The organism is Arthrobacter sp. UYEF36, assembly GCF_040547025.1.
Taxonomy (GTDB): Bacteria; Actinomycetota; Actinomycetes; order Actinomycetales; family Micrococcaceae; genus Arthrobacter.
Genome location: NZ_JBEPOX010000003.1, coordinates 278,598 through 301,030 on the forward strand (window position 1 = coordinate 278,598; position 22,433 = coordinate 301,030).

Sequence of the window (22,433 nt, forward strand, 5' to 3'; positions counted from 1 at the left end):
CTTCCCCACACCCTGACAAAGGAGTCCCCGCGTGAAATTCCCCCGCAAGCTTGCCGCCCTGTCGGCGTCAGCTGCCTGCCTCACCCTTGCCCTAAGCGCCTGTGGAGCAGATGCCCCTAAAACCACCGGCGCCTCAGGCGAAACCGGCAAGGAACAGGTGACCCTGAGCCTCGCGACCTTCAACGAGTTCGGCTACGAGGACTTGCTCAAGGAATACGAGACCCTCAACCCCAACGTGAAGATCCAGCACAAGAAGGCCGCCACCACGAACGAGGCGCGCGACAACCTGACCACGCGCATGGCCGCGGGATCAGGCCTCTCGGACGTCGAGGCAATCGAGGTCGACTGGCTTTCCGAACTTAAGCAGTACCCCGATCAGTTCGTGGATCTGAAGGATCCTGCCGTGGAGGGCCGCTGGCTGGAGTGGAAGACGGAGGCAGCCACTACCCAGGACGGGCAGCTCATCGGCTACGGTACCGACTCCGGACCCGAGGCTGTCTGCTACAACTCGGCACTGCTTGAAGCGGCCGGGATGCCTGCGGACCGCGAGTCTGTCGCCAAGATGCTCGGCACCACCTGGGACAGCTACTTCGACGCCGGCCGGAAGTTTGTCGCCGCGGGGACCGGCCCGGCATGGTTCGATTCCGCCGGAGCCATCTACCAGGGCATGAGCAACCAGATGGAGAAGGCATACGAAAACGAAGACGGCACTGTGATCGCCGCCGAGAACCCTGAGGTCAAGGACGTCTACACGAAGGTCCTCGACGCCTCGACGAAGGACAACCTCTCGGCGCACCTGGGCCAGTGGAGCAGCGACTGGGTGGCCGGTTTCCAGTCCCAGAAGTTCGCCACGACCCTTTGCCCGGGCTGGATGCTTGGTGTGATCGAGGGCAACGCCGCCGGCGTCACGGGCTGGGACGTCGCCAACGTCTTCCCGGGCGGCGGCGGAAACTGGGGAGGTTCGTACCTGACCGTCCCGGCGCAGGGCAAGAACCAGGCCGAGGCCAAGAAGCTCGCCGCATGGCTGACCGCCCCTGAGCAGCAGGTCAAGGCCTTCACTGCCAAGGGCACGTTCCCGAGCCAGGTTGAGGCGCTGACCAGCGACGCCCTGCTGGGCCAGACCAATGCGTTCTTCAACAACGCCCCCACCGGCAAGATCTTCGCCGAGCGCGCCAAGGCCGTCGGCGACTCCCCGTTCAAGGGACCGCAATTCTTTGCCATCAACGACGCCATGCAGCAGGCCCTCACCCGCGTGGACGTGGACAAGTCGGACGACGCCGATTCCTCCTGGGCGAAGTTCCTCACGGCTGTGAAGTCCCTCTAAGTCATGTCGGTAACGGACCGGGTCAGGCCCCAAGGCCAATTATCTGACGAGGAAAAACCCAGCAACAGGAGCGTCCGGCGGCTCGCGTTTTCGCAGCAGCTGTCGAGGTGGGACGTCAAGTTTTCGCCCTACCTCTACATCTCGCCTTTCTTCCTGCTGTTTGCGCTCACGGGACTGTTTCCGCTGCTCTACACAGGCTGGGTATCCCTGCACAACTGGAACCTGATCGGCGGGCAGGGCAAGTTCATCGGCATGGAGAACTTCGGCTTTGTCCTCGGGCAGCCGTACTTCTGGAACGCCGTAAGCAACACGTTGAGCATCTTCCTGCTCTCCTCCGTGCCGCAGGTGGTGCTGGCGCTGCTGATTGCAGCGGTGCTGGACGCCAACCTGCGGGCCAAGACGTTCTGGCGGATGGGAGTGCTGGTGCCCTTCGTTGTGGCGCCCGTGGCGGTTGGACTGATCTTCAACAACCTGTTCGCGGACCAGTTCGGTCTCGTCAATGAGCTCCTGGGCCTCCTCGGCCTTGACCCGGTCCGCTGGCATTCCGACCAGCTCGCCAGCCACCTGGCAATCGCCACCATGGTGAACTTCCGCTGGATCGGCTACAACGCACTGATCTTCCTGGCTGCGATGCAGGCGATCCCGCGCGATGTCTTCGAGGCCGCCACCATCGACGGAGCCGGCCGTGTCCGCCAGTTCCTGTCCGTAACGGTTCCGATGCTCCGGCCCACCGTGATTTTCGTGGCCATCACGTCCACCATCGGCGGGCTGCAGATCTTCGACGAGCCGCGGGTGTTCGACCAGTCCGGACTCGGCGGCGCTGACCGGCAGTGGCAGACGCTGACCATGTACATCTGGGAGCTCGGCTGGGGCCAGCGCAACTTCGGCAGGGCATCCGCGGTGGCGTGGCTGCTGTTCCTGATGATTGTGCTGATCGCCCTGGTGAACTTCCTTCTCACCCGGCGCATCGCCAACCAGGGAGGCCGCAAATGAGCTCCATCCCCATGATCCGACAGACCGCAGGCAAAGGGGCCGCCAAGGCGGCCGCCAACCGGCCGAACCCTCGCGGGGGCAGGCCCCGGAACCGGGGCGGCGCGGGAGACATCCGCCGTCCCGGGCTGTTGACGTACGGTTCCCTGGGCGCCGTCCTGCTGGCGTCCCTGTTCCCGCTGTATTGGTCCTTCCTGGTGGGCAGCCACGACAGCACCGCGCTGAGCCGGGGGATCCCGCTCCTTCCGGGCGGGAACTTCCTGGCGAACGCCGCGAAAGTCTTCGACAGCATTCCTTTCTGGAAGGCTATGGGCAACAGCATCCTGGTCTCCACGGTCACGTCCGCCTCGGTGGTGATTTTCTCAACCCTTGCGGGATTCGCCTTCGCGAAACTGCGGTTCCGCGGGAGCAAAGGACTGCTCGTCTTCGTGATCGCCACCATGGCGGTGCCCACGCAGCTCGGTGTGGTGCCACTGTTCATTGTGATGGCTAAGCTGGGCTGGACCGGAACCCTCTGGGCCGTCATCATCCCCGGAATTGTCACAGCCTTCGGCGTGTTCTGGATGACGCAGTACCTTCGCGACGCACTCCCTGATGAACTCATCGAGGCTGTCCGGATGGACGGCGCCTCCATGATCCAGGCCTTCTGGTACGTGGGATTCCCAGCGGCGCGGCCGGCCGCGGCCATGCTGGCGCTGTTCACTTTTGTGGCCACCTGGACCAACTTCTTCTGGCCCTTCATTGTGCTGGACCCCTCAAATCCGACCCTCCCGGTAGCGCTGCAGCTGCTGCAGGCCGCACACTTTGTGGACTACTCGGTAGTGTTGGCCGGCGCCGTGCTGGCCACCATCCCGCTGTTGCTGCTCTTCATGGCGGCAGGGCGCCAACTCGTTTCAGGAATTATGCAAGGAGCAGTCAAAGGATGAGCACCACCCCGATTACATTCCCCGAGGGTTTTCTGTGGGGCGCGGCCACCGCCGCCTACCAGATCGAGGGAGCTGCCCACACCGGCGGGCGGAAGGACTCGATCTGGGACACCTTCGCCCGGGTCCCGGGCGCCGTCGCAGATTCCCACAATGGTGACGTGGCCTGCGACCACTACCACCGCTCGGGCCAGGACGTCGAGCTGATGAAGTCGCTGAACCTCAAGGCGTACCGCTTCTCGACGTCGTGGGCGCGCTGCATGCCCGACGGCAGGACGCCCAACCCCGAGGGGATCGCCTTCTACTCCCGTCTCGTGGACGAGCTCCTCGCCGCGGGCATCACTCCCTGGCTGACGCTGTACCACTGGGACCTGCCGCAGGCGCTGGAGGATGAGGGCGGCTGGGCCAACCGCGAAACGGCCGAACTCTTCGCGGCCTACGCAGCCGTTATGCATGAGGCCCTCGGCGACCGGGTCCGTATCTGGACCACGCTCAATGAGCCGTGGTGCTCAGCGTTCCTCGGCTACGCCGCGGGCGTCCACGCGCCGGGCCGGCAGGAACCTGCGGCAGCCCTCGCGGCTGCCCACCATCTCCTGCTCGGGCACGGACTCGCCGCTGCGGAACTGCGCCGGCTCGACCCGGAGGTGAAACTCGGCATCACCCTGAACCTCACCGTCGCCGATCCGGCCGACCCCGACTCGGCGGACGACCGAGACGCGGCCCGTCGGATTGACGGGATGCACAACCGCATTTTCCTCGACCCGCTCTTCCGCGGCGAGTACCCCGCGGACGTGCTGGCCGACGTCGCCGGGCTCGGATTCGACGCTGTGGTGAAGGACGGTGACCTGGCTGTCATTTCGGCGCCGATGGACCTGCTCGGCGTCAATTACTACCAGGGTGAGGCCCTCACCAAGGCGGCGGCACCTGCCGAAGACCGGGGACAGGTGGAGACCGTGACGACAACAGCGCAGGCCGCACCGGCTTCGGCCGGCAGGCCGGAGGCAACGCCTTTTGTTTCCGCAGAGGGGGTGCACTCGGTGCCGCGCGGGCTCCCGGTGACCGGCATGGGCTGGGAGGTCCAGCCCGAAGGCCTCTACAGGTTGCTGACAAGGCTCCAGCGCGAGTACACGGGTCCCGCAGGCATCCCGATCTACATGACGGAAAACGGGGCCGCTTACCCGGACACTCCGGACGCCGACGGCTTCGTCGACGACCAGGACCGGCTTGCCTTCTTCGACGTTCACCTCCGCGCGGTGCGGGACGCGATCAACGCCGGTGCGGACGTCCGCGGCTACCTCGCCTGGTCGCTGCTGGACAATTTCGAGTGGGCCTACGGCTACCACCAGCGCTTCGGGCTGGTCCGGGTTGATTACGAGACCCTGGAACGCATACCCAAGGCGAGCGGCCTCTGGTACGCGAAGGTGGCGGCGTCGAACGCTTTGCCGTCCAGCCAGACGGTCGCGCACGTGGGATGAGCGGGGATGTCGTATTCTCAAAGTGATGAACGAACAGATCCACCGGGGTCTCCGGGCCGCACCGGCCAGACCTAGCCCCACCCTTGAAGACCTCGCGACGGCGGCTGGAGTGTCCCGCTCCACCGCCTCGCGGGCCATCAACGGCGGTTCCCGGGTCAGCCCGGAAGCCCAGGCTGCGGTCGACGCCGCGGTGATCTCCCTTGGCTATACCCCGAACCGGGCCGCGCGCAGCCTCGTCACCCGCCGGACCTCGTCAATCGCTCTGGTCATCAACGAACCCGACGCCCGCGTGATGATGGACCCCTTCTTCGCCGCCGTCATCACCGGGGTGACGGAGGCGCTGCGCGAGACCGAAATGCAGCTGGTCCTGCTGATGTCCCGGGCCGGCGGCGATCCGTCCCGGACGGTGCGCTACCTGCGCGGAGGCCACGTCGACGGTGCCATTGTGGTCTCACACCACAAAGCGGACGGCTGGACCGAAGAGCTCGCCGCCTCGGGGTTGCCCACCGTCTTCATCGGAAGGCCCTGGGACACCGGGCTCGGTATCCACTACGTTGATGTGGACAGCTTCGAAGGGGGCCGGCTGGCCGCGCTCCACCTTGCAGCTGCCGGACGGACGCGGCTCGGAACAATTACCGGTCCGCTCGACATGACGGCAGCCGAGGACCGCCTCGACGGGTGGCTGGCAGGCCTCAGGGAGGCTGGCCTGCCGGCAGGTCCGGTCGCCCACGGGGATTTCACCCCCGCCGGGGGCACCGAAGCTGCCGTGCGGCTCCTGGCTGAGGACAGCGGCATCAATGGCATCTTCGCCGCATCCGATCTCATGGCCCGCGGTGCCATCACTGCCCTGAAAGCCGCAGGACTCTCGGTGCCCGGGGACGTCGCCGTCGTCGGCTTCGATGACCACCTCACGGCTCCGGGCGAACTGCCGTTGACCACCATCAACCAGCCAACGGTGGAAATGGCCGCCCGGGCAGGCCGACTGCTTCTCGAGGACATCGAAAACCCGGGGGCATTGCGGGATCCGGTCATCTACCCGGCCCGGCTGGTCGTGCGGGCCAGCAGCGGGCCGCAGGGCGGATAGGCCGCAGATCCCGGTCCGCACAGTCCCCTGGGGACCCCGCTCTCATCGACCGACGAGGCCCATGTGGTGGTCGTTGTAGCGGTTCCCCTGAACTCCGATCCGGCGGGCCACCGCATCCAGGTCTGCGACTTCGTCAGCAGACAGGGCGACCAGCGCCTGGTTAGCGAGACGGTTTTCGGCAGCGAAGCGCGGGGTCGCCTTCCGGACGTCACCGTCGGCAAATCGCGTTGACGTGCCGACAGTTCCGGTGAGGAAGCCCTTGCCGAGCGGACTGAAGGGCACAAACCCGATACCCAGTTCAGCGAGCGTCGGCAGCACCTCCGGTTCCGGATCCCTGGTCCACAGGGAGTATTCACTCTGGACCGCTGTCACCGGGAAAACGGCATGGGCGGCGCGGATGGTTGCTGCCGAGGCTTCGGACAGGCCGAAGTCGCGGACCTTGCCGGCCTGGACGAGTTCGCCGACGGCACCAGCGACGTCCTCAACCGGTACGTCCGGGTCAACGCGGTGCTGGTAGAACAGATCGAGGGTATCCACGCCCAGCCGGCACAGCGACTCGTCGGCGACTTGTTTGATCCGTTGCGGGGAGCTGTCGAGCCCGACGGATTTGCCCCCCTCGATCCGCCAGCCGAACTTGGTTGCGATCACGACGCTGTCCCGGACCGGGGCCAGTGCCTCGCCGACGAGTTCCTCGTTGACGAACGGACCGTACACCTCGGCCGTGTCGAAGAAGGTGACACCGAGGTCGACGGCAGCACGGAGCACGCCGATCATCAACGTCCTTTCGGGTGCGTGTGGGAGTCCCTGACGAAAGGTGTACTGGCAGGGGCTCCCTCAGGCCCGCCGGGACGGCCACGGCGGGAGCGGCGCCGGGAGCTCGCGCTTCTTCGGTAGATTGGGATCCATGCCGATGAATGCCGCGCTTGAAGGGATCTCGAATGAGACCCAGGCCACCCACGCCCATACCGGATCGTGGGTGGCCGCTGTGCTGCGTTCGCGGATCTCGGCAGGCCAGCTCGCCCCTGGCACGAAACTCTCCGAGCAGAAACTCTCCGAGGCCCTGGGGGTCTCACGGAATACGCTGAGGGAGGCGTTTACCGTCCTTGCCGGTGAGTCCGTGGTGCAGCGTATTCCCAATCGTGGCGTTTTTGTCTCCGCGCCCCAGGCCGAGGATGTCCGGGAAATTTACCGGGTCCGCCGGCTGATCGAGCCGGCAGCCGTTCTGTGGGGGGAATACCGGGCAGAAAACCTCGGTGCGTTGGACACCATCATCGACCGGGCCCGCGCCGCCCTCGCGGCCGGGTCTGTCCCGGATATGGCCGATGCCAACCAGGACCTGCACAAGGCGCTGGTGGCGCTCTCCGGGAGTGCGTCACTGGCTGAACTCATGGACAAAGTCCTCGCCCAGATGCGGCTGGTTTTCCACGCCATGGCAACCACGGCGGACTTCCACAGCCACTACGTGGAACTCAACGCCGCCCTGGTCGCGCAGCTCCGCGCCGGCCACCGGGAGGAGGCCGCGGCAGAGTTGCGCCGGTACCTGGACTCAGCCGAGCACGAACTCCTTGCGCATATCGGAGCCCAGCAGCTAGGGGACCTGGTATGAGGTGTCACGTGCGTCCGTAATGAGCATGTGTCCCGGGGCATGGCCAATGGCCAGTGCGGGCTTTGACTCCATGACGGCCGCCTGCGGTGTCACCCCGCACGCCCAGAAGACCGGCACATGGCCGTCCGGGATGCGGACCGGGTCGCCGAAGTCCGGCCGGCCCAGGTCAGCGATGCCCAGCTCGGCGGGGTTGCCCACATGGACCGGGGCGCCGTGCACGGCGGGATAGCGGGACGTGATGCGGACGGCGTCGGCCACCTGGGAGGCCGGAATGGGGCGCATGGAGACCACCAGGGGGCCCGCCATTTGTCCGGCCGGCTCGCAGCGGACGGACGTGCGGTACATGGGCACGTTCACTCCCTGGTCGATATGGGCCACCCGGATGCCGTTGTCCTGGAGGGCTGATTCGAAGGTGAAGCTGCAGCCCACAATGAATGTCACGAGGTCATCGCGCCAGTGGTCCGTGATGTCGGTTGGTTCGTCGACTTTCAGGCCGTCGCGGTACACCACGTACTTGGGCACATCGGTGCGGATATCGCCTCCGGCCAGCAGCGGACCCGAGGTCGCACCGGCGTCCAGCACGCCCAGGACAGGGCAGGGCTTGGGGTTGCGCTGCGCGAACAGCAGAACGTCAAAGGCCTGCGCCTTGGGCACGATGATCAGGTTGGCCTGTGCGTAGCCGCTGCTCCAGCCGGAGGTGGGCGTCACCAGACCGGTGCGGAACAGGGCCCGGGCCTCGGCCGGGAGCAGGCCTGCCGGGTGTTCGGGGTGGGCGATGGGGGAGGGCGCGTTCACCAGCGGTGGCATCATTGGTTCTAGGCCCACAGCCTGGCCAGGCTGGTCAGCGAGCTATAGCCGAGGAACAGGGTCAGCAGCCAGGCCACAACGCCAATGACGAGAAGGCCCTTGGGGTAGACGTAGCCGTTCAGGAGGTCCCGGCGGCGCCAGGCCACCCACAGGAGCACTCCGAAACCGACCGGGAGGATGAGGCCGTTAAAGGCACCGGCGAAGATGAGGAGCTGCTGCGGGGCCTGGCCGATCAGCAGGTAGGCCACGCTGCAAAAACTGATGAAGCCGACAGTAATCAGGTTCCGGGTGCGGTCTTTGGTGCTGGACTTCGTCACGAAGGAGACCGACGTGTACGCCGCACCGATCACGGAGGTGATGGAGGCTGCCCACAAGATGACACCGAAGACGCGCATACCGATATCTCCTGCTGCGGCCTGGAATGCGGAGGCGGCAAGGTTGTCGCCGGTCAGGGCTACGCCGCCGGCGACGACACCGAAGATGGCCAGGAACAGCAGGATGCGCATGACGCAGGTGACCAGGATCCCCACGATCGAGCTCTGCGTGATTTGTTTGACGTTTTCAACGCCGGTGACTCCGGTGTCCAGCATGCGGTGGGCACCCGCGTACGTGATGTAACCGCCGATCGTTCCGCCGATGAGGGTTGTGATGACCAGGAAGTCGACCTTCTCGGGCATCACGGTGTTCTTGAGGGCCTCGCCCAGCGGCGGGGCGGAAACCACCGCCACATACAGTGTCATCAGAATCATCAGGGCACCGAGGATCACCACGATCCGGTCAAGGGCCACCCCCGCCCTCTTGCTAAGGAAGATCAGGATGGCCGCGACAGCGGAGACTGCCCCGCCGATTTTGGGATCCACGCCCATCATGGCGTTGGTGCCGAGCCCGGTTCCGGCGATGTTGCCGATGTTGAAGACGATGCCACCCAGGAAGACGAGCGCGGCGAGGAACCAGCCAACGCCGGGGAGAACCTTGTTGCCGAGCTCCTGGGCCCGCAGGCCGGAGACGCCGATGATCCGCCAGACGTTGGCCTGCACGGCGATGTCGACAAGGATGGAGACCAGGATCGCGAACGCGAAGGCGGCGCCTAGCTGCACGGTGAAGGCTGTGGTCTGGGTGATGAATCCCGGGCCGATGGCGCTGGTGGCCATGAGGAACATGGCGCCCAGCAGGGCGGAACGCCGGGCGGCCGGCTTGAGCGCGGCCTTGACGGTAGAGCTTTCCATGGGGGATCCCAACGGTTGGGTGACTTGCGTCACAGCGAGTGTCTTCAGTCACTCTACAGGTTGTTGAACAATCTCCGCAAGGGATTGTTCAACAATGGGGAGGGCCGGGAAGCCGGGCGGGGCCACAGACGCCAGGCCCGCGCCCGCCCCGCCGGTCCACTGCCCGCCCCCGGCGGGTCCCGGGCCGGTAATGCCAGGGGCCCCTGATTCGGTGTTCGTCATACCTGAGAATTTACACGTCCCCGCTTCGTGGAATTGATGAATTGTTGAACAATCTGAGGAATTGGTGCATCCTAGATGTAGAGCCACCAATGAGACGAGGATCACAAATGGCAACCATCGACCTGAACAGCGACGTCGGGGAGTCCTATGGACGCTGGAGCCTGGGAGACGACACGGCGATGTTCCGTTCGGTTTCCAGCGCGAATGTGGCCTGCGGATTCCACGCCGGGGACCCCAGCGTGATCCGGAAGACCTGCCGCGAAGCGGTAGCCGCCGGCGTCGTGATCGGCGCCCATGTCGGCTACCGCGACCTCGCAGGTTTCGGCCGCCGCTTTTTGGACATCGACCCGATCGAACTTGCGGACGACGTCGTTTACCAGATCGGTGCGCTGCAGGCCCTGGCCGCCGCGGAAGGCGGCAAGGTCACGTACGTCAAGCCGCACGGCGGACTGTACAACGCGATCGTGGCGCACACCGCGCAGGCGAAAGCCGTCGTCGACGCTGTAAGGTCCGTCGACCCGAACCTGCCTATCCTGGGCCTGCCGGGCTCCGAGGTGCTCCGCCTGGCCGAGGCTGCCGGCCTCCGGGCCGTGACCGAAGCCTTCGCGGACCGGGCCTATAACCCGGACGGCACCCTCGTGTCCCGCACGTTGCCCGGAGCCGTCCTGCACGACCATGCGGAAGTCACTGAACATGTCCTCCGGATGGCCTCCGATTCCGCCGTCCGCACTATTGACGGCTCCATCCTGAAGATCCGCGCAGAGAGCATATGCGTGCATGGCGACTCCCCGGGAGCCGTCACCATGGCCGCCGCTGTCCGCGAGGCCTTGACCGCCGCCGGCATCGGCACGGCCTCATTCGCCCACGCCTAAGCGGCGCGGATCCAGATCAAGGCACCGGCAACGATGAAGGCAGCTATGGAAACCCTGGCAGTACAAAAAGTCCGCTCCGTGCGGGCAATGGGCACCCGCGCGGTACTGGCCGAGCTCTCCGGAACGCAGGGCGTGCTGGCGCTGCAGGCACTTCTCCTTGAGAACCCGTTGCCGGGCCAGTTGGATGTCCTCGCGGCCGCCGAGACCGTGCTGGTCACCGCGGATTCTCCGGTGGCGGCCCGGCGGATCGCCGCCCGGCTGCTCCGGCTGGACCTCAACGCCCCGGTGCAGCGGGACGGCGAGCTGGTGGTCATCGACACGGTGTACGACGGCGAGGACCTCTCCGAGGTGGGGGAGCTGACCGGCCTCGGAGTCGACGGTGTGATCGCTGCCCACACCGGACAGATCTGGACCGTGGCCTTCGCAGGCTTCGCCCCCGGCTTCGGCTACATGGTGGGGAAGAACCAGATGCTTGAAGTGCCGCGCCGCAGATCCCCACGCACCGCCGTCCCGGCCGGTTCAGTGGCGCTGGCCGGGAACTATTCGGCCGTGTACCCGCGCCGCTCGCCCGGCGGCTGGCAGCTGATCGGCCGCACCGGCGCCAGGATGTGGGACCTGGACCGGGAGCAGCCCGCCCTGGCCGCGCCCGGTCACCAGGTCCAGTTCCGCGCGGTCCGCGAGGTCGTGGCACTGGCGCCCGAACACCCCGCCCAGGCAGCCGCCCCGGAGGTGACGTCCGGCCTGCGGATCGTCGCGCCGGGGCTGCAGAGCCTGATCCAGGACCTCGGCCGGTACGGGCACTCCGGCCTGGGCGTCTCCGCCGCCGGCGCGCTGGACCGGGCCTCGCTGCGCCGGGCCAACCGCCTGGTCGGGAACGCGCCGTCGGCCGCCGCGGTGGAGACCGTCGCCGGCGGGCTCACCGTGGAGGCCGTCCGCGACCAGGTCCTCGCCGTCACCGGGGCGCCCGCGGAGCTGACCATCGATTCGCCGTCCGACGTCGATTCTGACGACGCCGGGCCCTTTTGGCGCACTGTCCCGATGGCTACCCCCTTTGCCCTGCTCGACGGCGAAACCTTGACCATTGGTGCCCCGGAGAGCGGTTTCCGCAGCTACCTAGCGGTCCGGGGCGGCGTGGACTGCCTCCCGGTGCTCGGCAGCCGATCCACCGACACGATGTCCGGCATCGGCCCGGCGCCCCTGGCTGCCGGCCAGCTCCTTGCTGCCGGCGGGGACGCCGAATCCGGCGTCGTCGGGGACCCGGAACTGCAGCCGGACTTCCCGGGCAACGGTGTCACCGTGCTCGACGTCGTCCCCGGCCCCCGTGCCGACTGGTTCGACGCGGCTGCGCTGGCGTCCTTCTGCGGCCAGGACTGGGACGTGAAACCGCAATCCAACCGGGTGGGCATGCGCCTGCAGGGCACCCCGCTCCAGCGCACCCGCCAGGGCGAACTCGCCAGCGAAGGCACCGTCGCCGGCGCCCTGCAGGTCCCGCCGGAAGGACTCCCCGTGCTCTTCCTGGCCGACCACCCGATCACCGGCGGCTACCCGGTGATCGCCGTGGTGGTCGACTCCCAGCTGGACCGGGCCGCGCAGGTGCCGATTGGCGGCAAGATCCGCTTCCGCTGGGCTGAAAGCTCCCTCACCGAGAACCCCACCCCCGAACCCGTTGCCACCGACAAAGAATTGAGTAACTGATGCGCAAGGTCCTGATCGCCAACCGCGGTGAAATCGCCGTCCGGATTGCCCGGGCCTGCGACGACGCGCAGCTTGCCTCCGTCGCCGTCTACGCAGACATCGACGCCGACGCTTTGCACGTCACCGCCGCGGACGAGGCCTACGCCCTGGGTGGCAACTCGCCGGTGGACACCTACCTCAACATCCCCAAGCTGCTCGCCGCGGCGGCCGAATCCGGCGCCGACGCCCTTCACCCCGGCTACGGCTTCCTGTCCGAGAACGCCGAGTTCGCCCAGGCGGTCCTCGACGCCGGTCTCACCTGGATCGGACCCACCCCGGACGCTATCCGGCTGCTCGGCAACAAGATCACGGCCCGCGAGACCGCCGTCCGCGCCGGTGCCCCGCTGGTTGCCGGCAGCGACGGCCCCGTGGAATCGGCCGCTGAGGCCCGCGCCTTCGCCGAACAGTACGGCCTGCCGATCGCGATCAAGGCTGCCTTCGGCGGCGGCGGCCGCGGCATGAAGGTGGTCCGTGCCCTTGATGAGGTCGAGGAAGCCTTCGACTCCGCTGTCAGGGAAGCCGTCGTCGCCTTTGGCCGGGGTGAATGCTTCGTAGAGCGCTACCTTGACCGGCCGCGGCACGTCGAGGCGCAGGTCCTGGCGGACGCGCACGGCAACGTGATCGTCGTCGGAACCCGCGACTGCTCGCTCCAGCGCCGGCACCAAAAGCTGGTGGAGGAGGCGCCCGCGCCGTTCCTCAGCGACGAACAGACCGGCCAGATCTACGACGCCGCCAAGGCCGTCTGCCGCGAGGCCGGCTACTCCGGCGCCGGCACGGTGGAGTTCCTGGTCGCCGCCGACGGCACCGTGGCGTTCCTCGAGGTCAACACCCGCCTGCAGGTCGAGCACCCCATCACCGAGGAGACCACCGGGATCGACCTCGTGCAGGAACAGTTCCGCATCGCCGCCGGCGAAGCGCTGCGCATCACCTCGGACCCGGCGCCGCGCGGGCACGCCTTCGAGTTCCGGCTCAACGCCGAGGACGTGGGACGCGGCTTCCTGCCCTCGCCCGGAACCGTCGAGGAGTTCCACGGCCCCACCGGCCCCGGCATCAGGCTCGACACCGGGGTCCGCTCCGGCTCCTTCGTCCCGCCGCAGTTCGACTCGCTGCTGGCGAAACTGATCGTCACCGGCGCCGACCGGCAGCAGGCACTGCGCCGCGCCCGCCGCGCCCTCGCCGAAATCAGCATCACCGGCGTCGCCACCGTACTGCCGTTCCACCGCGCTGTGGTTGAGGCCCAGGACTTCACCTCCGAATCCGGCCTCGGCATCCACACACGCTGGATCGAGACCGACTTCGCGGACACTATTTCTGCCGACCCTGGCTACAGCACCACCGCGCCTGACGGCGAACGCCGCACCATAACTGTCGAGGTGGACGGCCGCCGGATGGCGGTCGGACTGCCGGCGGACTTGTTGGACGGCTGGGCCCGCTCCGGCGGACCAGTGCCCGGGGGAGTGTCCGTGGGCGGAGCGTCCGTGGGCGGAGCGTCCGGAGGCGGCGCTGCCGCCGCCGACCCGGGGGAGCTGCGCGCCGGCATGGCCGGGACCGTAGTGAAGTGGCTAGTCGGACCGGGCACCGATGTTTCGGCGGGGGAGCCCGTCGTCGTGCTGGAAGCGATGAAGATGGAAACCCAGGTCGTAGCCCACCGCGCCGGCACTCTGACCGGCCTCCGTGCGGAGGCCGGAGGCGTCGTTACGGCTGGTGCGGTGCTGGCCCTGATCGGGTAGTCGCAGACTGCTGCGTTTGTTGCGGCTGCGCCGGAGCCGGCTGCGGCTCGGTCTGTGTCTTCGACTGTTGGGTCGCGGCCCAGCTGGCCAGCAGCCGCAGCGCGTCCCCGGTGGGAGAACCGGGCTCGGCGGTATAGACCAGCAGCGACAGCCCGGCGTCGGCGGACAGATCCAGGGACTCGTACAGGAGGTGGAGGTCGCCGACTACGGGGTGGCGGAGGTGCTTGATCCCGGAGTGGTGCAGGCGCACGTTGTGGGCCGCCCACCGGGTGCGGAACTCCTCACTGCGCGTGGAGAGTTCCCCCACCAGGTCGGTCAGGCCGCGGTCGTAGGGGTCACGGCCGGCCTCGGTCCGCAGGATCGCCACCGTGTCATTCGCGGCCCGGTCCCAGTCCGGGTAAAACGCGTAGGCGCGGCTGTCCAGGAAGATGAACCGGGCGTGGTTGGCCGGCCGGACGGGGCTGGCGTACATCTCGGAGTACAACGCGTAACCGAGCTGGTTGGCAGCGAGGATGTCCAGGCGCCCGTTGCGCACGAACGCCGGGGCGTTGCTGATCGCGTCGAGCATGAGTTGCACGCTCGCACGGACCGGCTGGGTGGCGGGGCGGCGGCGCAGCGGTTTGCGGCTGGTGCTGGCGGTCCGGGCCAGGTCGAACAGGTGCGCCTGCTCGGCCTCATCCAGCTGCAGAGCCCGCGCCAGGGCTTCCAGGATCCCTTCGGAGACGCCCGAGAGGTTTCCGCGTTCCAGCCGGGTGTAATACTCGACACTGACCCCGGCCAGGAGGGCAACCTCGCCGCGGCGCAGTCCGGGGACCCGGCGGTTGCCGCCGGAGACGGGCAGACCCGCCTGTTCCGGGGTGATTTTCGCCCGCCGGGTGGCCAGGAAGTCCCGGGTCTCGCTCTGGTTGTCCATACCTTCAACGTTAGAGGGTGCGGCGCCGTAAGGGAGTCCCTGCCAGTACCCCTCACAGCAGGGCCTCCCTCACCGGCAGCTCAGTGGTGTTTGATAGAGAGTGCCCCCGATGACGTCCGGGCCGAAATGCCGCACCTATCCGGTGCGGGACGCCGGGGGACCCCCCAAAACCTTCCACAAGCAGGAGATCCATGCTTACCGTTAACGCTTACGCCGCCCCTTCGGCGACCGAACCCCTCGCGCCGACCACCATCGAGCGCCGGGACGTTGGACCGCACGACGTCCTGATTGACATCAAGTTCGCCGGCATCTGCCACTCCGACATCCACACCGTCCGCGGTGACTGGGGCCCGCAGCAGTTCCCGCTGGCGCCGGGCCACGAAATTGCCGGCATCGTCACCGAGGTCGGTTCGGCCGTCACCAAGCACGCCGTCGGCGACCGGGTCGGCGTCGGCTGCATGGTGAATTCCTGCCGTGAGTGCGTCAACTGCCAAAAGGGCGAGGAACAGTACTGCCTCGCCGGGAACACGGGCACGTACGGCGCCGTCGACCGCGACGGCACGATCACCCAGGGCGGCTACTCCACCCATGTGGTGGTGACCGAGGACTTCGTCGTACGGATTCCGGAGGGCATCGAGCTCGACGTGGCCGCGCCGCTGCTCTGCGCCGGCGTCACCACCTACTCGCCGCTGCGCCACTGGGGTGCGGGACCCGGCAAGAAGGTGGCAGTCGTGGGACTGGGCGGACTCGGACACATGGCCGTCAAGCTCGCCCACGCGATGGGCGCCGAGGTGACCGTGCTGTCACAGTCGCTGAAGAAGCAGGAGGACGGTCTGAAGCTGGGCGCGGACCACTACTTCGCCACCAGCGACGAAAACACCTTCACGGATCTGGCAGGCTCTTTCGACCTGATAATCAACACCGTCAGCGCGAAGATCGACATCAGCTCCTACCTGCAGTTGCTGAGCCTCGACGGCGCCATGGTGAACGTGGGCGCCCCGGCGGAACCGCTGCCCGTGAACGCGTTCGCCCTGATCACGGGCCGCCGGTCGTTCGCCGGATCCATGATCGGCGGCATCCGGGAGACCCAGGAAATGCTCGACTTCTGTGCCGAGCACAAGCTTGGCGCCGAGATCGAGGTCATCCCGGCCGACAAGATCAACGACGCCTACGAGCGCGTGCTCGCCTCCGACGTGCGGTACCGCTTCGTGATTGACACCTCCACGCTGAGCTAATCCCAGCCCTGGACGAGGGGCCCGGCCGGTTCAACCGGCCGGGCCCCTCCCGGTTCCGCTGGGCGGAAGGTGGTGCTTGCCCGCGGCCGGTTCGGCGGGCACGCTGGCAGGATGACCAAACTGCAGCCCAAAGCCAACCATTCCGGCCTGGACGTCTCGGCGGGGATCGAAGTGGAGCCCGACGGCGTCATCGCCCTGGACCCGGAACTGGCCGCCATCTGGACCCTTGCGGCGCCGTGTCTGTTGGTCCGCGACAACGACGCCCACACGCTCTACGCCTTAGGGCTGGCCCGGGCGCTTCTCGAGTCGCACCCCGAGGCGGATGCCGCCGTCGTCCTCCCCGCGATCATGCTGCACGACATCGGCTGGTCCCAGGTGCCGCCCGCGGAGGTCCTGCAGGCGATTGCGCCCGGCGGCGGCAGGCCGGACCTGGTGCTGCTGCACGAGAAGGAAGGCGCCCGGCTCGCCGCCGGGATCCTCGCCGAGGCCGGGTACGACGCCGGGAAGGTGCCCACCATCCTGGACATCATCGACGGCCACGATTCCCGCCGGGAGGCGATCTCGATCGAGGATGCGATCGTCAAGGACGCGGACAAGACCTGGCGGCTCAGCCCGCACGGCATCGACACGGTGATGGACTGGTTCGGCCTGGACCGCGGGCAGGCGCTGCGGCTGTGCAGCCAGCGGGTCCACGGGCATCTGTTCACCGCGGAGGCCCGGGCCATGGCCCGGGCGCTGTCCGCGCTGGAGTCGGTGACGCTGTGGCCGCAGCGGCAGGCGCTGCCCGGCGCGGGCGGCGCGGGATAAGGACGGCTGCCGGGGCGCACCGGGGTCACGCTGCAGGGTATCGTCCCAGCTCAGGCCTAGAATGAAGCCAATGATGCCTGTAGAAGCTGTCGCCGCCGAAGGGAAGAATTCCCTGAGCGTGCGCGCGGGGATCATTGAATCCGTCTGGCGCCCCGGCTCGATTGTTGACGTCGACGACGCCAAGGACGCCATGCTGGCCGTGGCACGCATCAGCGGCGGCACTCCGATGCCGATGCTCTCCGAAATGACCGACGTGGAGATCAGCGCCGCGGCCAGGTACGAATTCGCACAAACCACAGGCGTCCTGGCCATTGCAGTCCTCGGGTCCAGTTCCGTGGACCGTGTTGTCGCCGCCGCCATGAGCCGGCACACCCTGTACCCGCACGAGTTCTTCACCTCAAGGAACGCGGCCATGACCTGGCTGGCGGACGTCGTCAAAGGCCGGGCCTAGGTTCTTCCTGTTTGGTTTGGCCCGGGTGGGCTTCCGACGCCGGTGAACTTCCCCGGGCGCCTGGCGGCTCAGACTCCGCTCAGGGTGTCGATGTAATCCAGCGTTTTCGGACTGACATGCCGCACGGCCCCAAGGGCCTCCCGAAGGACTGTTCTCCTGGCCGGGTCGCCGAGCGTGGCCCGGAGTTCCATGACCGTCTCGATGCCCTGGCGCTCGAACACGCGTGTGATGTCCTCGACCTGGGCCAGACGGCCCGGCGACGGCCAGCTGATAACGTCCGAAAGCTTCCCCGTCTCAAGATGCTGGCGGAACCCACTGGTCGTTGCGGCGTCCGGCCATGCCGCAATCAAAGCGTCAACGCGCGGCTTGACGGTCTCGTGGTAATTCTGCCGTCGCTGCAACGTGGCATCGACAATGATGGCCCCGATGTGGTCCCAACCACGGCCGGCTTCGGTCGAGGCGTCTGTGCCGTGGGAGTCCATTGGCGCCGGAAGGTTGGCAGCATCATTTTCGCTAGTCATAAGTGAATACTTCCATGTGCCGGGCCTGAGCGTGTGGCTGCGTCAGCTCTGGCCCTGCCGCCTTCGAAGGGCACTCGACGGGTTTACCCGGGGTGGATGGCTTGTCCCCTACATGGACATGGAATCCGACCGCGATCCTCTCTGCCGACGTCGCAGCCCAGGTCGCTGAGCTCAAACAACCCGGACGGGAACTCCAGATCCACGGAAGCGCTCGGCTCGTCCAATCCCTGCTGGCCGCAGGGCTGATCGATGAGTTCCGGGCCGTGATTGCGCGCGTCATCGTCGGTCTCGGTCGCCGCCTCTTCCCCGACGGCGGCCCGTCCGTGGGACTGCGCCTCGTCAGCAGCCAGACCACCCCTGGCGCACTCACCCTCCAGGTCTTCGAACAAGCTGGACTCGCCACCTACGCGACATACACGGGCGTCTCAGATCTGCCCTAGCAGTCAGACCTCACTGCTAGGCGCGGCATTGGGCCGGGGATAGTCCCGCAGCAACGGAGCGTCAGGACTATTGACGACCTTCATCGATATGGATTCGGGGAAGTCTTGACCGCCCTGTACTTCATATGTCGCGCGCCGGAGCCATAATAGGGCTGGGCACCAAAGGGGTGCCGCAGAGAAGATTCGACGGACGGCGCCGCCGGAGCAAAGGAGTCCTTCGAATGACGAAGTACCTGATCTCGTTCCCCGGTGAGGCGATGGTGTTCCCCAAGGAGGACTTTGAAGCGGTGGTCGAAGCCGCGCATGCCGTCATCGACGAGGCCAAGGCGGCGGGTGTGTACGTCTTCGGCGGCGGGATCGATGAGGACGTAGACCCCGTGCTCGTGGCCGGTGACGGCACCGTCACCGCGGGAACGTACCCAGGCCACAAGGTGCCCAACGGCGGCTACACCGTGCTCGAGCTGCCCTCGCGGGAGGCGGCACTCGAATGGGCCGCGAAGATCGCCGTCGCCTGCCGCTGCCCGCAAGAGGTCCGGCAGTTCCAGTACGACCCGGCCAGCTGACGAGGGCAACCGCAGCCAGCGTCACTTCCGCCAACGGGCGTTGGTGCGTGAAATGCCGGTACATCGGGTGCGGACGCTTGGCCGGTAGCTGGGAGGGCGACGGCGGGCATAACGACTTGCCCGCTGCGAGGCCGACCGGCGCCGGGTGGCTATTCAAGGCTAGGCGCGGCCTTTAAGGATCAGATTCCAGTAGACCTGGGGGAAGACATCGCGGTCCACAACCCACGATGCGCGGCTTTCTTTCCACGTTGGCACCTTCGGGACAGAGGGCATGGGCCGGTACTGGTCATCGAACTCAGCGAAAACAACCGTGGAGCGGGAAGCCGTGAAGGGGCACACCGAATATCCGTCGTACTTCTCCGTCAGGGGTTTGCCCTTCCGGGCCGCGACCAGGTTCTTGGCCAAGACCTTCGTCTGCTTTCGCAACGCACCGCCGGACTTGGAGTTGGTGGTCGCCGCGGCATCCCCCAAAGACCAGATGTTTGGAAAACGGACGTGCCGGAGGGTCTGCGGATCCACTTCCACAAATCCGCCGGAGTCGCCCGGGGCGGGCAGCTCCGTGGCCTTAAGCCAGTCCGGGGCCGACTGCGGCGGGACTGCATTGAGCACGTCGTAGCGCAGCTGTTCGGTGGAGCCGGTTGCATTGTCCCGGACCAGCGCGCTCTGTGCTGCAGCGTCCACCGAAACCAGTTCGCTGTTGAGTCGCAGTTCAATGCCGTACTCGGCGATCTTGCGATTCAGCTCGTCGTCCACTCCGGGTACTCCGAACACGGTGGGGTATGGCTGCACCATGACTACCCGGATGTCCTGGAGCACACCCTGCTCCCGCCAGTAATCGCAGGCCAGGTACATCGGTTTCTGTGAGGCGCCGCCGCACTTGATGGGGCCTGCGGGCATGGTGAAAGCGGCGGTCCCGGCCTTGAGTCCGCTAAGCAGCGTCCAGGCCTTGGCTGCCAGGCTGAATTCATAGTGGGACGCACCCGACGGGGAATGGACGGCCTCGGCCAGGCCCGGGATCTTGTCCCAGTCCAGCTGCAGGCCGGGGCAGACCACCAGGTGGCCAAACCCCAGCTGGCCGCCGGAGGCCAGGGTCACCGTATTGCCTGCCGGGTCGATGTCCACCACGCTGTCCCGGATCCATTCCACGCCCCGCGGCATGACGGAGCGCTGTGGCCGGGTGGCTTCGGAGGCCTTCGCCCTTCCGCCGGCGACGTGGGAGAACAGGGGCTGGTAGTAGTGCTGGTCCCCGGGTTCCACCACGGCCACATCCTTCACCCCGTAGCGATGGAGGCGTGCCGCGAGGGAAACGCCGGCGTTACCCCCGCCGACAATGAGGACTTCGTGGTGCTGTTGGGCCATGGCGTTACTTCTTCACAGTCAGGGCAGAGGCTTTGTGCGAAGCCCGGGCGCCGGTTTTGTCGGACTCCACGACATACTGCGGCTCGTCCTCACTGGCCCGGTGCGTTTGTCCGTCGAGCTCGAAGTCGCTGACCTTCTTCTGCACGACCTTGCCGCGCGTGGGGCCTTGGGGCGTGTTCCATTCCACGGGTGTTCCCTTACTCAGCGACATCGGCGCTCCTCGGATCGGTCGGTTCCAGCAGCGTATGGGTGACCAGCAACCGGAACCTCAATAGTAAGCATGATGAGCTTTGTTGGGTATGGTCCGGGGCTGGCTGCCGGGATCCTGTTACGTCAGCCCGGCTCCCGGCAGCAACACGACGGCTGTCCTCTCCTCACCGCACGTTGTGCTACCTTGCATTGCCGGCCAGGAGGCGCCGCGGCCGCCCGGCAGGCAAGAACGAACCGAACCGTTTGGAGTCCGAAACGATGCCCCGTAACACCAAGCTGTCCCGCATCCTCGATGCCGGAGCGAACCTGACCGTGGACGGCGCACTTGCCACCGAGCTCGAAGCGCACGGCTGCGATCTGGAAGACCCGTTGTGGTCGGCAAAAGTCCTGCTGGAACAGCCGGACCTGGTCAAGCGCGTACACCTCGATTACTTCCGCGCCGGAGCAGCGGTCGCCATCACGGCGAGCTATCAGGCCACGACCCTGGGATTTGCGCGGCGCGGCCTCGGCGAGGACGAGGCCTTGGAGCGGGTGGCGTTGAGTGTGCGCCTGGCCGATGAGGCGCGCCGCGAGTACCTCGTCGAAAACCCGGATGCGGGCCCCCTGCTGGTTGCAGGGTCGGTCGGACCCTACGGCGCGTACCTCGCGGACGGATCGGAATACCGCGGCGACTACCTCCTCAGCCGAAACGAGTTTTTGGAGTTCCATCGGCCCCGCATCGCGGCGCTGGTGGACGCCGGAGCGGACTTTCTGGCCTGTGAGACGTTGCCTTCACTGCCGGAGGCCGAGGCCCTGTTGGCACTCATGAAAGAGTTCGACGTCGAAGCCTGGCTCTCCTTCACCCTGCGGGACGGCGGGCACATCAGTGACGGTACGCCCCTGGCCCAGGTGGCAAAGCTGTGTAGGGACCAGCCGCTTGCTGCGGCGATCGGCGTGAACTGTGTGCCGCTGGAGCTGGTCTCCCCGGCACTGGAGGCCCTGGGCAAAGCCACCGATACGCCCCTGATCGCATATCCGAATTCGGGCGAAAGCTATGACGCAGTCACCAAAACGTGGGGGCCGGCCGCGGACGGGGACAGCCCTGCGGGCCCGGATTGCAACGAGCCTGTAAGCCTTTCGGCGGGAACGCCCATCTGGCATGAACTTGGTGCCCGGCTCGTTGGCGGGTGCTGTCGAACGACCCCGCGGGATATTGCCGCCGTGGCCAGGTTGTCAGAAAATCGCTGATCGAAGCCACAGGTGCGGCAAATGCCGGCTTCGTTCATCGGGCCCCTCTGCCGCGCCCTGACCGCGGCGCGGGCCCGGGCTGCGTTGACGCTGGGCAAAAGGCTCATCCACAGCGATTGAACGGAATATTCACGACTGATTCTGGAACGCTACGGGTTGCTCCGCGTGTCAACGGCGACTCCGTAGAGCTGGCGTCGCTGACGCCCGCGGGTCACAAATTGAGGGCTTAGTTGCCGCAACACGCGCAGCCGCTACTCGTCGTCGTCCGGGACGGTTTCGTCGCTGAGCTCGGCCAGAACATCGGCCGCGTCCTGGCTGCCCGCGGCGGCGAGGCGCTGAAGCTCCTCCATGTCACCCTTCTCGGCGGCGAGTTCCACGAGCTGGTCCACGGCATCCCGGCTACCGCCATCCGCGAGCCGACGCAGTTCATTGAAATCCCCCCGCTCGGCAGCACGTTCGATCAGTTCATCGATTGCATCGCGGTCACCGCGGGCAGCCTGTTCACGCAATACCGGGAGTTCAGGATCTGTCATCGGGAAAACCTTTCATGGGCCATCGGCATCGTGCGTTTAGTAACAGACCGAGTCCGGGGGGCCCCCCCCCCGGGGGGGGGGGGGGGGGGGGGGGGGTGGTGATTCATAACCCCCCCTGTGGGGGGGGCGCAAAACCCCGGGGAGCCCCGCGCGTGGGGCAGATCCGTGGCCCGGGGGTGCG

General features: G+C 67.0%; 23 protein-coding genes. 15 read left to right on the plus strand and 8 right to left on the minus strand.

Features of this window, described 5'->3' with window-relative positions; translation table 11 throughout:
- The first annotated feature begins 31 nt into the window (after positions 1-31).
- The 5 genes from ABIB29_RS07720 to ABIB29_RS07740 are packed head-to-tail and all read left to right on the plus strand — an operon-like array spanning position 32 to position 5,796.
- Positions 32-1,324, plus strand: coding sequence for an ABC transporter substrate-binding protein (locus tag ABIB29_RS07720; protein ID WP_354171537.1), 1,293 nt, complete (start codon positions 32-34; stop codon positions 1,322-1,324).
- Between the two features lie 3 nt (positions 1,325-1,327).
- Entirely contained in the window at positions 1,328-2,317 is a 990-nt protein-coding gene (locus ABIB29_RS07725; RefSeq protein WP_354171538.1) for a carbohydrate ABC transporter permease, read from the plus strand.
- A complete protein-coding gene (locus tag ABIB29_RS07730) occupies positions 2,314-3,240 on the plus strand; it encodes a carbohydrate ABC transporter permease (protein ID WP_354171540.1) in 927 nt (308 codons plus the stop codon). The genes ABIB29_RS07725 and ABIB29_RS07730 overlap by 4 nt, the downstream gene beginning before the upstream one ends.
- Positions 3,237-4,712: a glycoside hydrolase family 1 protein gene (locus ABIB29_RS07735; protein WP_354171542.1), complete on the plus strand. Its 1,476-nt coding sequence runs from the start codon at positions 3,237-3,239 to the stop codon at positions 4,710-4,712. The genes ABIB29_RS07730 and ABIB29_RS07735 overlap by 4 nt, the downstream gene beginning before the upstream one ends.
- Before the next feature lie 25 nt (positions 4,713-4,737).
- Positions 4,738-5,796 (plus strand): LacI family DNA-binding transcriptional regulator, encoded by a 1,059-nt coding sequence (locus ABIB29_RS07740; RefSeq protein WP_354171543.1) that lies wholly within the window; start codon positions 4,738-4,740, stop codon positions 5,794-5,796.
- Positions 5,797-5,838: 42 nt separating this feature from the next.
- Here ABIB29_RS07740 and ABIB29_RS07745 read toward each other — a convergent pair whose 3' ends face one another.
- Entirely contained in the window at positions 5,839-6,570 is a 732-nt protein-coding gene (locus tag ABIB29_RS07745) for an aldo/keto reductase (RefSeq protein ID WP_354171545.1), read from the minus strand.
- 130 nt (positions 6,571-6,700) lie between these two features.
- Between ABIB29_RS07745 and ABIB29_RS07750 the strand changes: the two genes are divergently transcribed.
- Positions 6,701-7,402 carry a GntR family transcriptional regulator gene (locus tag ABIB29_RS07750; protein WP_354171546.1) on the plus strand — a complete coding sequence of 234 codons (702 nt, stop codon included), beginning with the start codon at positions 6,701-6,703 and terminating at the stop codon, positions 7,400-7,402.
- Here ABIB29_RS07750 and ABIB29_RS07755 read toward each other — a convergent pair.
- Positions 7,385-8,209, minus strand: coding sequence for a putative hydro-lyase (locus ABIB29_RS07755; RefSeq protein ID WP_354171594.1), 825 nt, complete (start codon positions 8,207-8,209; stop codon positions 7,385-7,387). The two genes, ABIB29_RS07750 and ABIB29_RS07755, sit on opposite strands and share 18 nt — an antisense overlap.
- 8 nt (positions 8,210-8,217) lie before the next feature.
- Entirely contained in the window at positions 8,218-9,435 is a 1,218-nt protein-coding gene (locus tag ABIB29_RS07760) for an NRAMP family divalent metal transporter (protein WP_354171548.1), read from the minus strand.
- A 329-nt stretch (positions 9,436-9,764) separates the two neighbouring features.
- Here ABIB29_RS07760 and ABIB29_RS07765 point away from each other — a divergent pair, with 329 nt between their 5' ends.
- The 3 genes from ABIB29_RS07765 to ABIB29_RS07775 are packed head-to-tail and all read left to right on the plus strand — an operon-like array spanning position 9,765 to position 13,993.
- A complete protein-coding gene (locus tag ABIB29_RS07765; protein WP_354171549.1) occupies positions 9,765-10,529 on the plus strand; it encodes a LamB/YcsF family protein in 765 nt (254 codons plus the stop codon).
- A gap of 33 nt (positions 10,530-10,562) precedes the next feature.
- Positions 10,563-12,224 carry a 5-oxoprolinase subunit B/C family protein gene (locus tag ABIB29_RS07770; protein ID WP_354171551.1) on the plus strand — a complete coding sequence of 554 codons (1,662 nt, stop codon included), beginning with the start codon at positions 10,563-10,565 and terminating at the stop codon, positions 12,222-12,224.
- Positions 12,224-13,993, plus strand: coding sequence for an ATP-binding protein (locus tag ABIB29_RS07775; protein ID WP_354171552.1), 1,770 nt, complete (start codon positions 12,224-12,226; stop codon positions 13,991-13,993). The genes ABIB29_RS07770 and ABIB29_RS07775 overlap by 1 nt, the downstream gene beginning before the upstream one ends.
- Here the strand turns inward: ABIB29_RS07775 and ABIB29_RS07780 are convergent.
- Entirely contained in the window at positions 13,959-14,906 is a 948-nt protein-coding gene (locus tag ABIB29_RS07780; protein WP_354171554.1) for a helix-turn-helix transcriptional regulator, read from the minus strand. The genes ABIB29_RS07775 and ABIB29_RS07780 overlap by 35 nt on opposite strands.
- A gap of 191 nt (positions 14,907-15,097) precedes the next feature.
- Between ABIB29_RS07780 and ABIB29_RS07785 the strand changes: the two genes are divergently transcribed.
- The 3 genes from ABIB29_RS07785 to ABIB29_RS07795 all read left to right on the plus strand — a co-directional run bounded on the left by ABIB29_RS07785 (position 15,098) and on the right by ABIB29_RS07795 (position 17,399).
- Positions 15,098-16,141 carry an NAD(P)-dependent alcohol dehydrogenase gene (locus ABIB29_RS07785; RefSeq protein WP_354171556.1) on the plus strand — a complete coding sequence of 348 codons (1,044 nt, stop codon included), beginning with the start codon at positions 15,098-15,100 and terminating at the stop codon, positions 16,139-16,141.
- 111 nt (positions 16,142-16,252) lie between these two features.
- Positions 16,253-16,948: an HD domain-containing protein gene (locus ABIB29_RS07790; RefSeq protein ID WP_354171558.1), complete on the plus strand. Its 696-nt coding sequence runs from the start codon at positions 16,253-16,255 to the stop codon at positions 16,946-16,948.
- A 70-nt stretch (positions 16,949-17,018) separates the two neighbouring features.
- The gene (locus tag ABIB29_RS07795; RefSeq protein ID WP_354171559.1) at positions 17,019-17,399 is read left to right on the plus strand and encodes a DUF7793 family protein; all 381 of its coding nucleotides are present in this window, start codon (positions 17,019-17,021) and stop codon (positions 17,397-17,399) included.
- A 68-nt stretch (positions 17,400-17,467) separates the two neighbouring features.
- On the opposite strand, the gene ABIB29_RS07800 is transcribed toward ABIB29_RS07795, so the two are convergent.
- A complete protein-coding gene (locus ABIB29_RS07800; RefSeq protein WP_354171561.1) occupies positions 17,468-17,920 on the minus strand; it encodes a hypothetical protein in 453 nt (150 codons plus the stop codon).
- Between the two features lie 101 nt (positions 17,921-18,021).
- On the opposite strand from ABIB29_RS07800, the gene ABIB29_RS07805 reads away from it, so the two are divergent.
- A complete protein-coding gene (locus tag ABIB29_RS07805; protein ID WP_354171563.1) occupies positions 18,022-18,360 on the plus strand; it encodes a dihydrofolate reductase family protein in 339 nt (112 codons plus the stop codon).
- Between the two features lie 221 nt (positions 18,361-18,581).
- The gene (locus ABIB29_RS07810; protein ID WP_354171564.1) at positions 18,582-18,923 is read left to right on the plus strand and encodes a YciI family protein; all 342 of its coding nucleotides are present in this window, start codon (positions 18,582-18,584) and stop codon (positions 18,921-18,923) included.
- Between the two features lie 159 nt (positions 18,924-19,082).
- On the opposite strand, the gene ABIB29_RS07815 is transcribed toward ABIB29_RS07810, so the two are convergent.
- Positions 19,083-20,282, minus strand: a complete 1,200-nt coding sequence (locus ABIB29_RS07815) for an NAD(P)/FAD-dependent oxidoreductase (RefSeq protein ID WP_354171566.1) — start codon at positions 20,280-20,282, stop codon at positions 19,083-19,085.
- A 4-nt stretch (positions 20,283-20,286) separates the two neighbouring features.
- Positions 20,287-20,493 carry a hypervirulence associated TUDOR domain-containing protein gene (locus ABIB29_RS07820; protein ID WP_354171568.1) on the minus strand — a complete coding sequence of 69 codons (207 nt, stop codon included), beginning with the start codon at positions 20,491-20,493 and terminating at the stop codon, positions 20,287-20,289.
- 257 nt (positions 20,494-20,750) lie between these two features.
- Between ABIB29_RS07820 and mmuM the strand changes: the two genes are divergently transcribed.
- Positions 20,751-21,719: a homocysteine S-methyltransferase gene (gene mmuM / locus ABIB29_RS07825; RefSeq protein WP_354171569.1), complete on the plus strand. Its 969-nt coding sequence runs from the start codon at positions 20,751-20,753 to the stop codon at positions 21,717-21,719.
- A gap of 251 nt (positions 21,720-21,970) precedes the next feature.
- Here the strand turns inward: mmuM and ABIB29_RS07830 are convergent, their stop codons facing one another.
- The gene (locus ABIB29_RS07830; protein ID WP_354171571.1) at positions 21,971-22,252 is read right to left on the minus strand and encodes a hypothetical protein; all 282 of its coding nucleotides are present in this window, start codon (positions 22,250-22,252) and stop codon (positions 21,971-21,973) included.
- Positions 22,253-22,433: the final 181 nt, after the last annotated feature.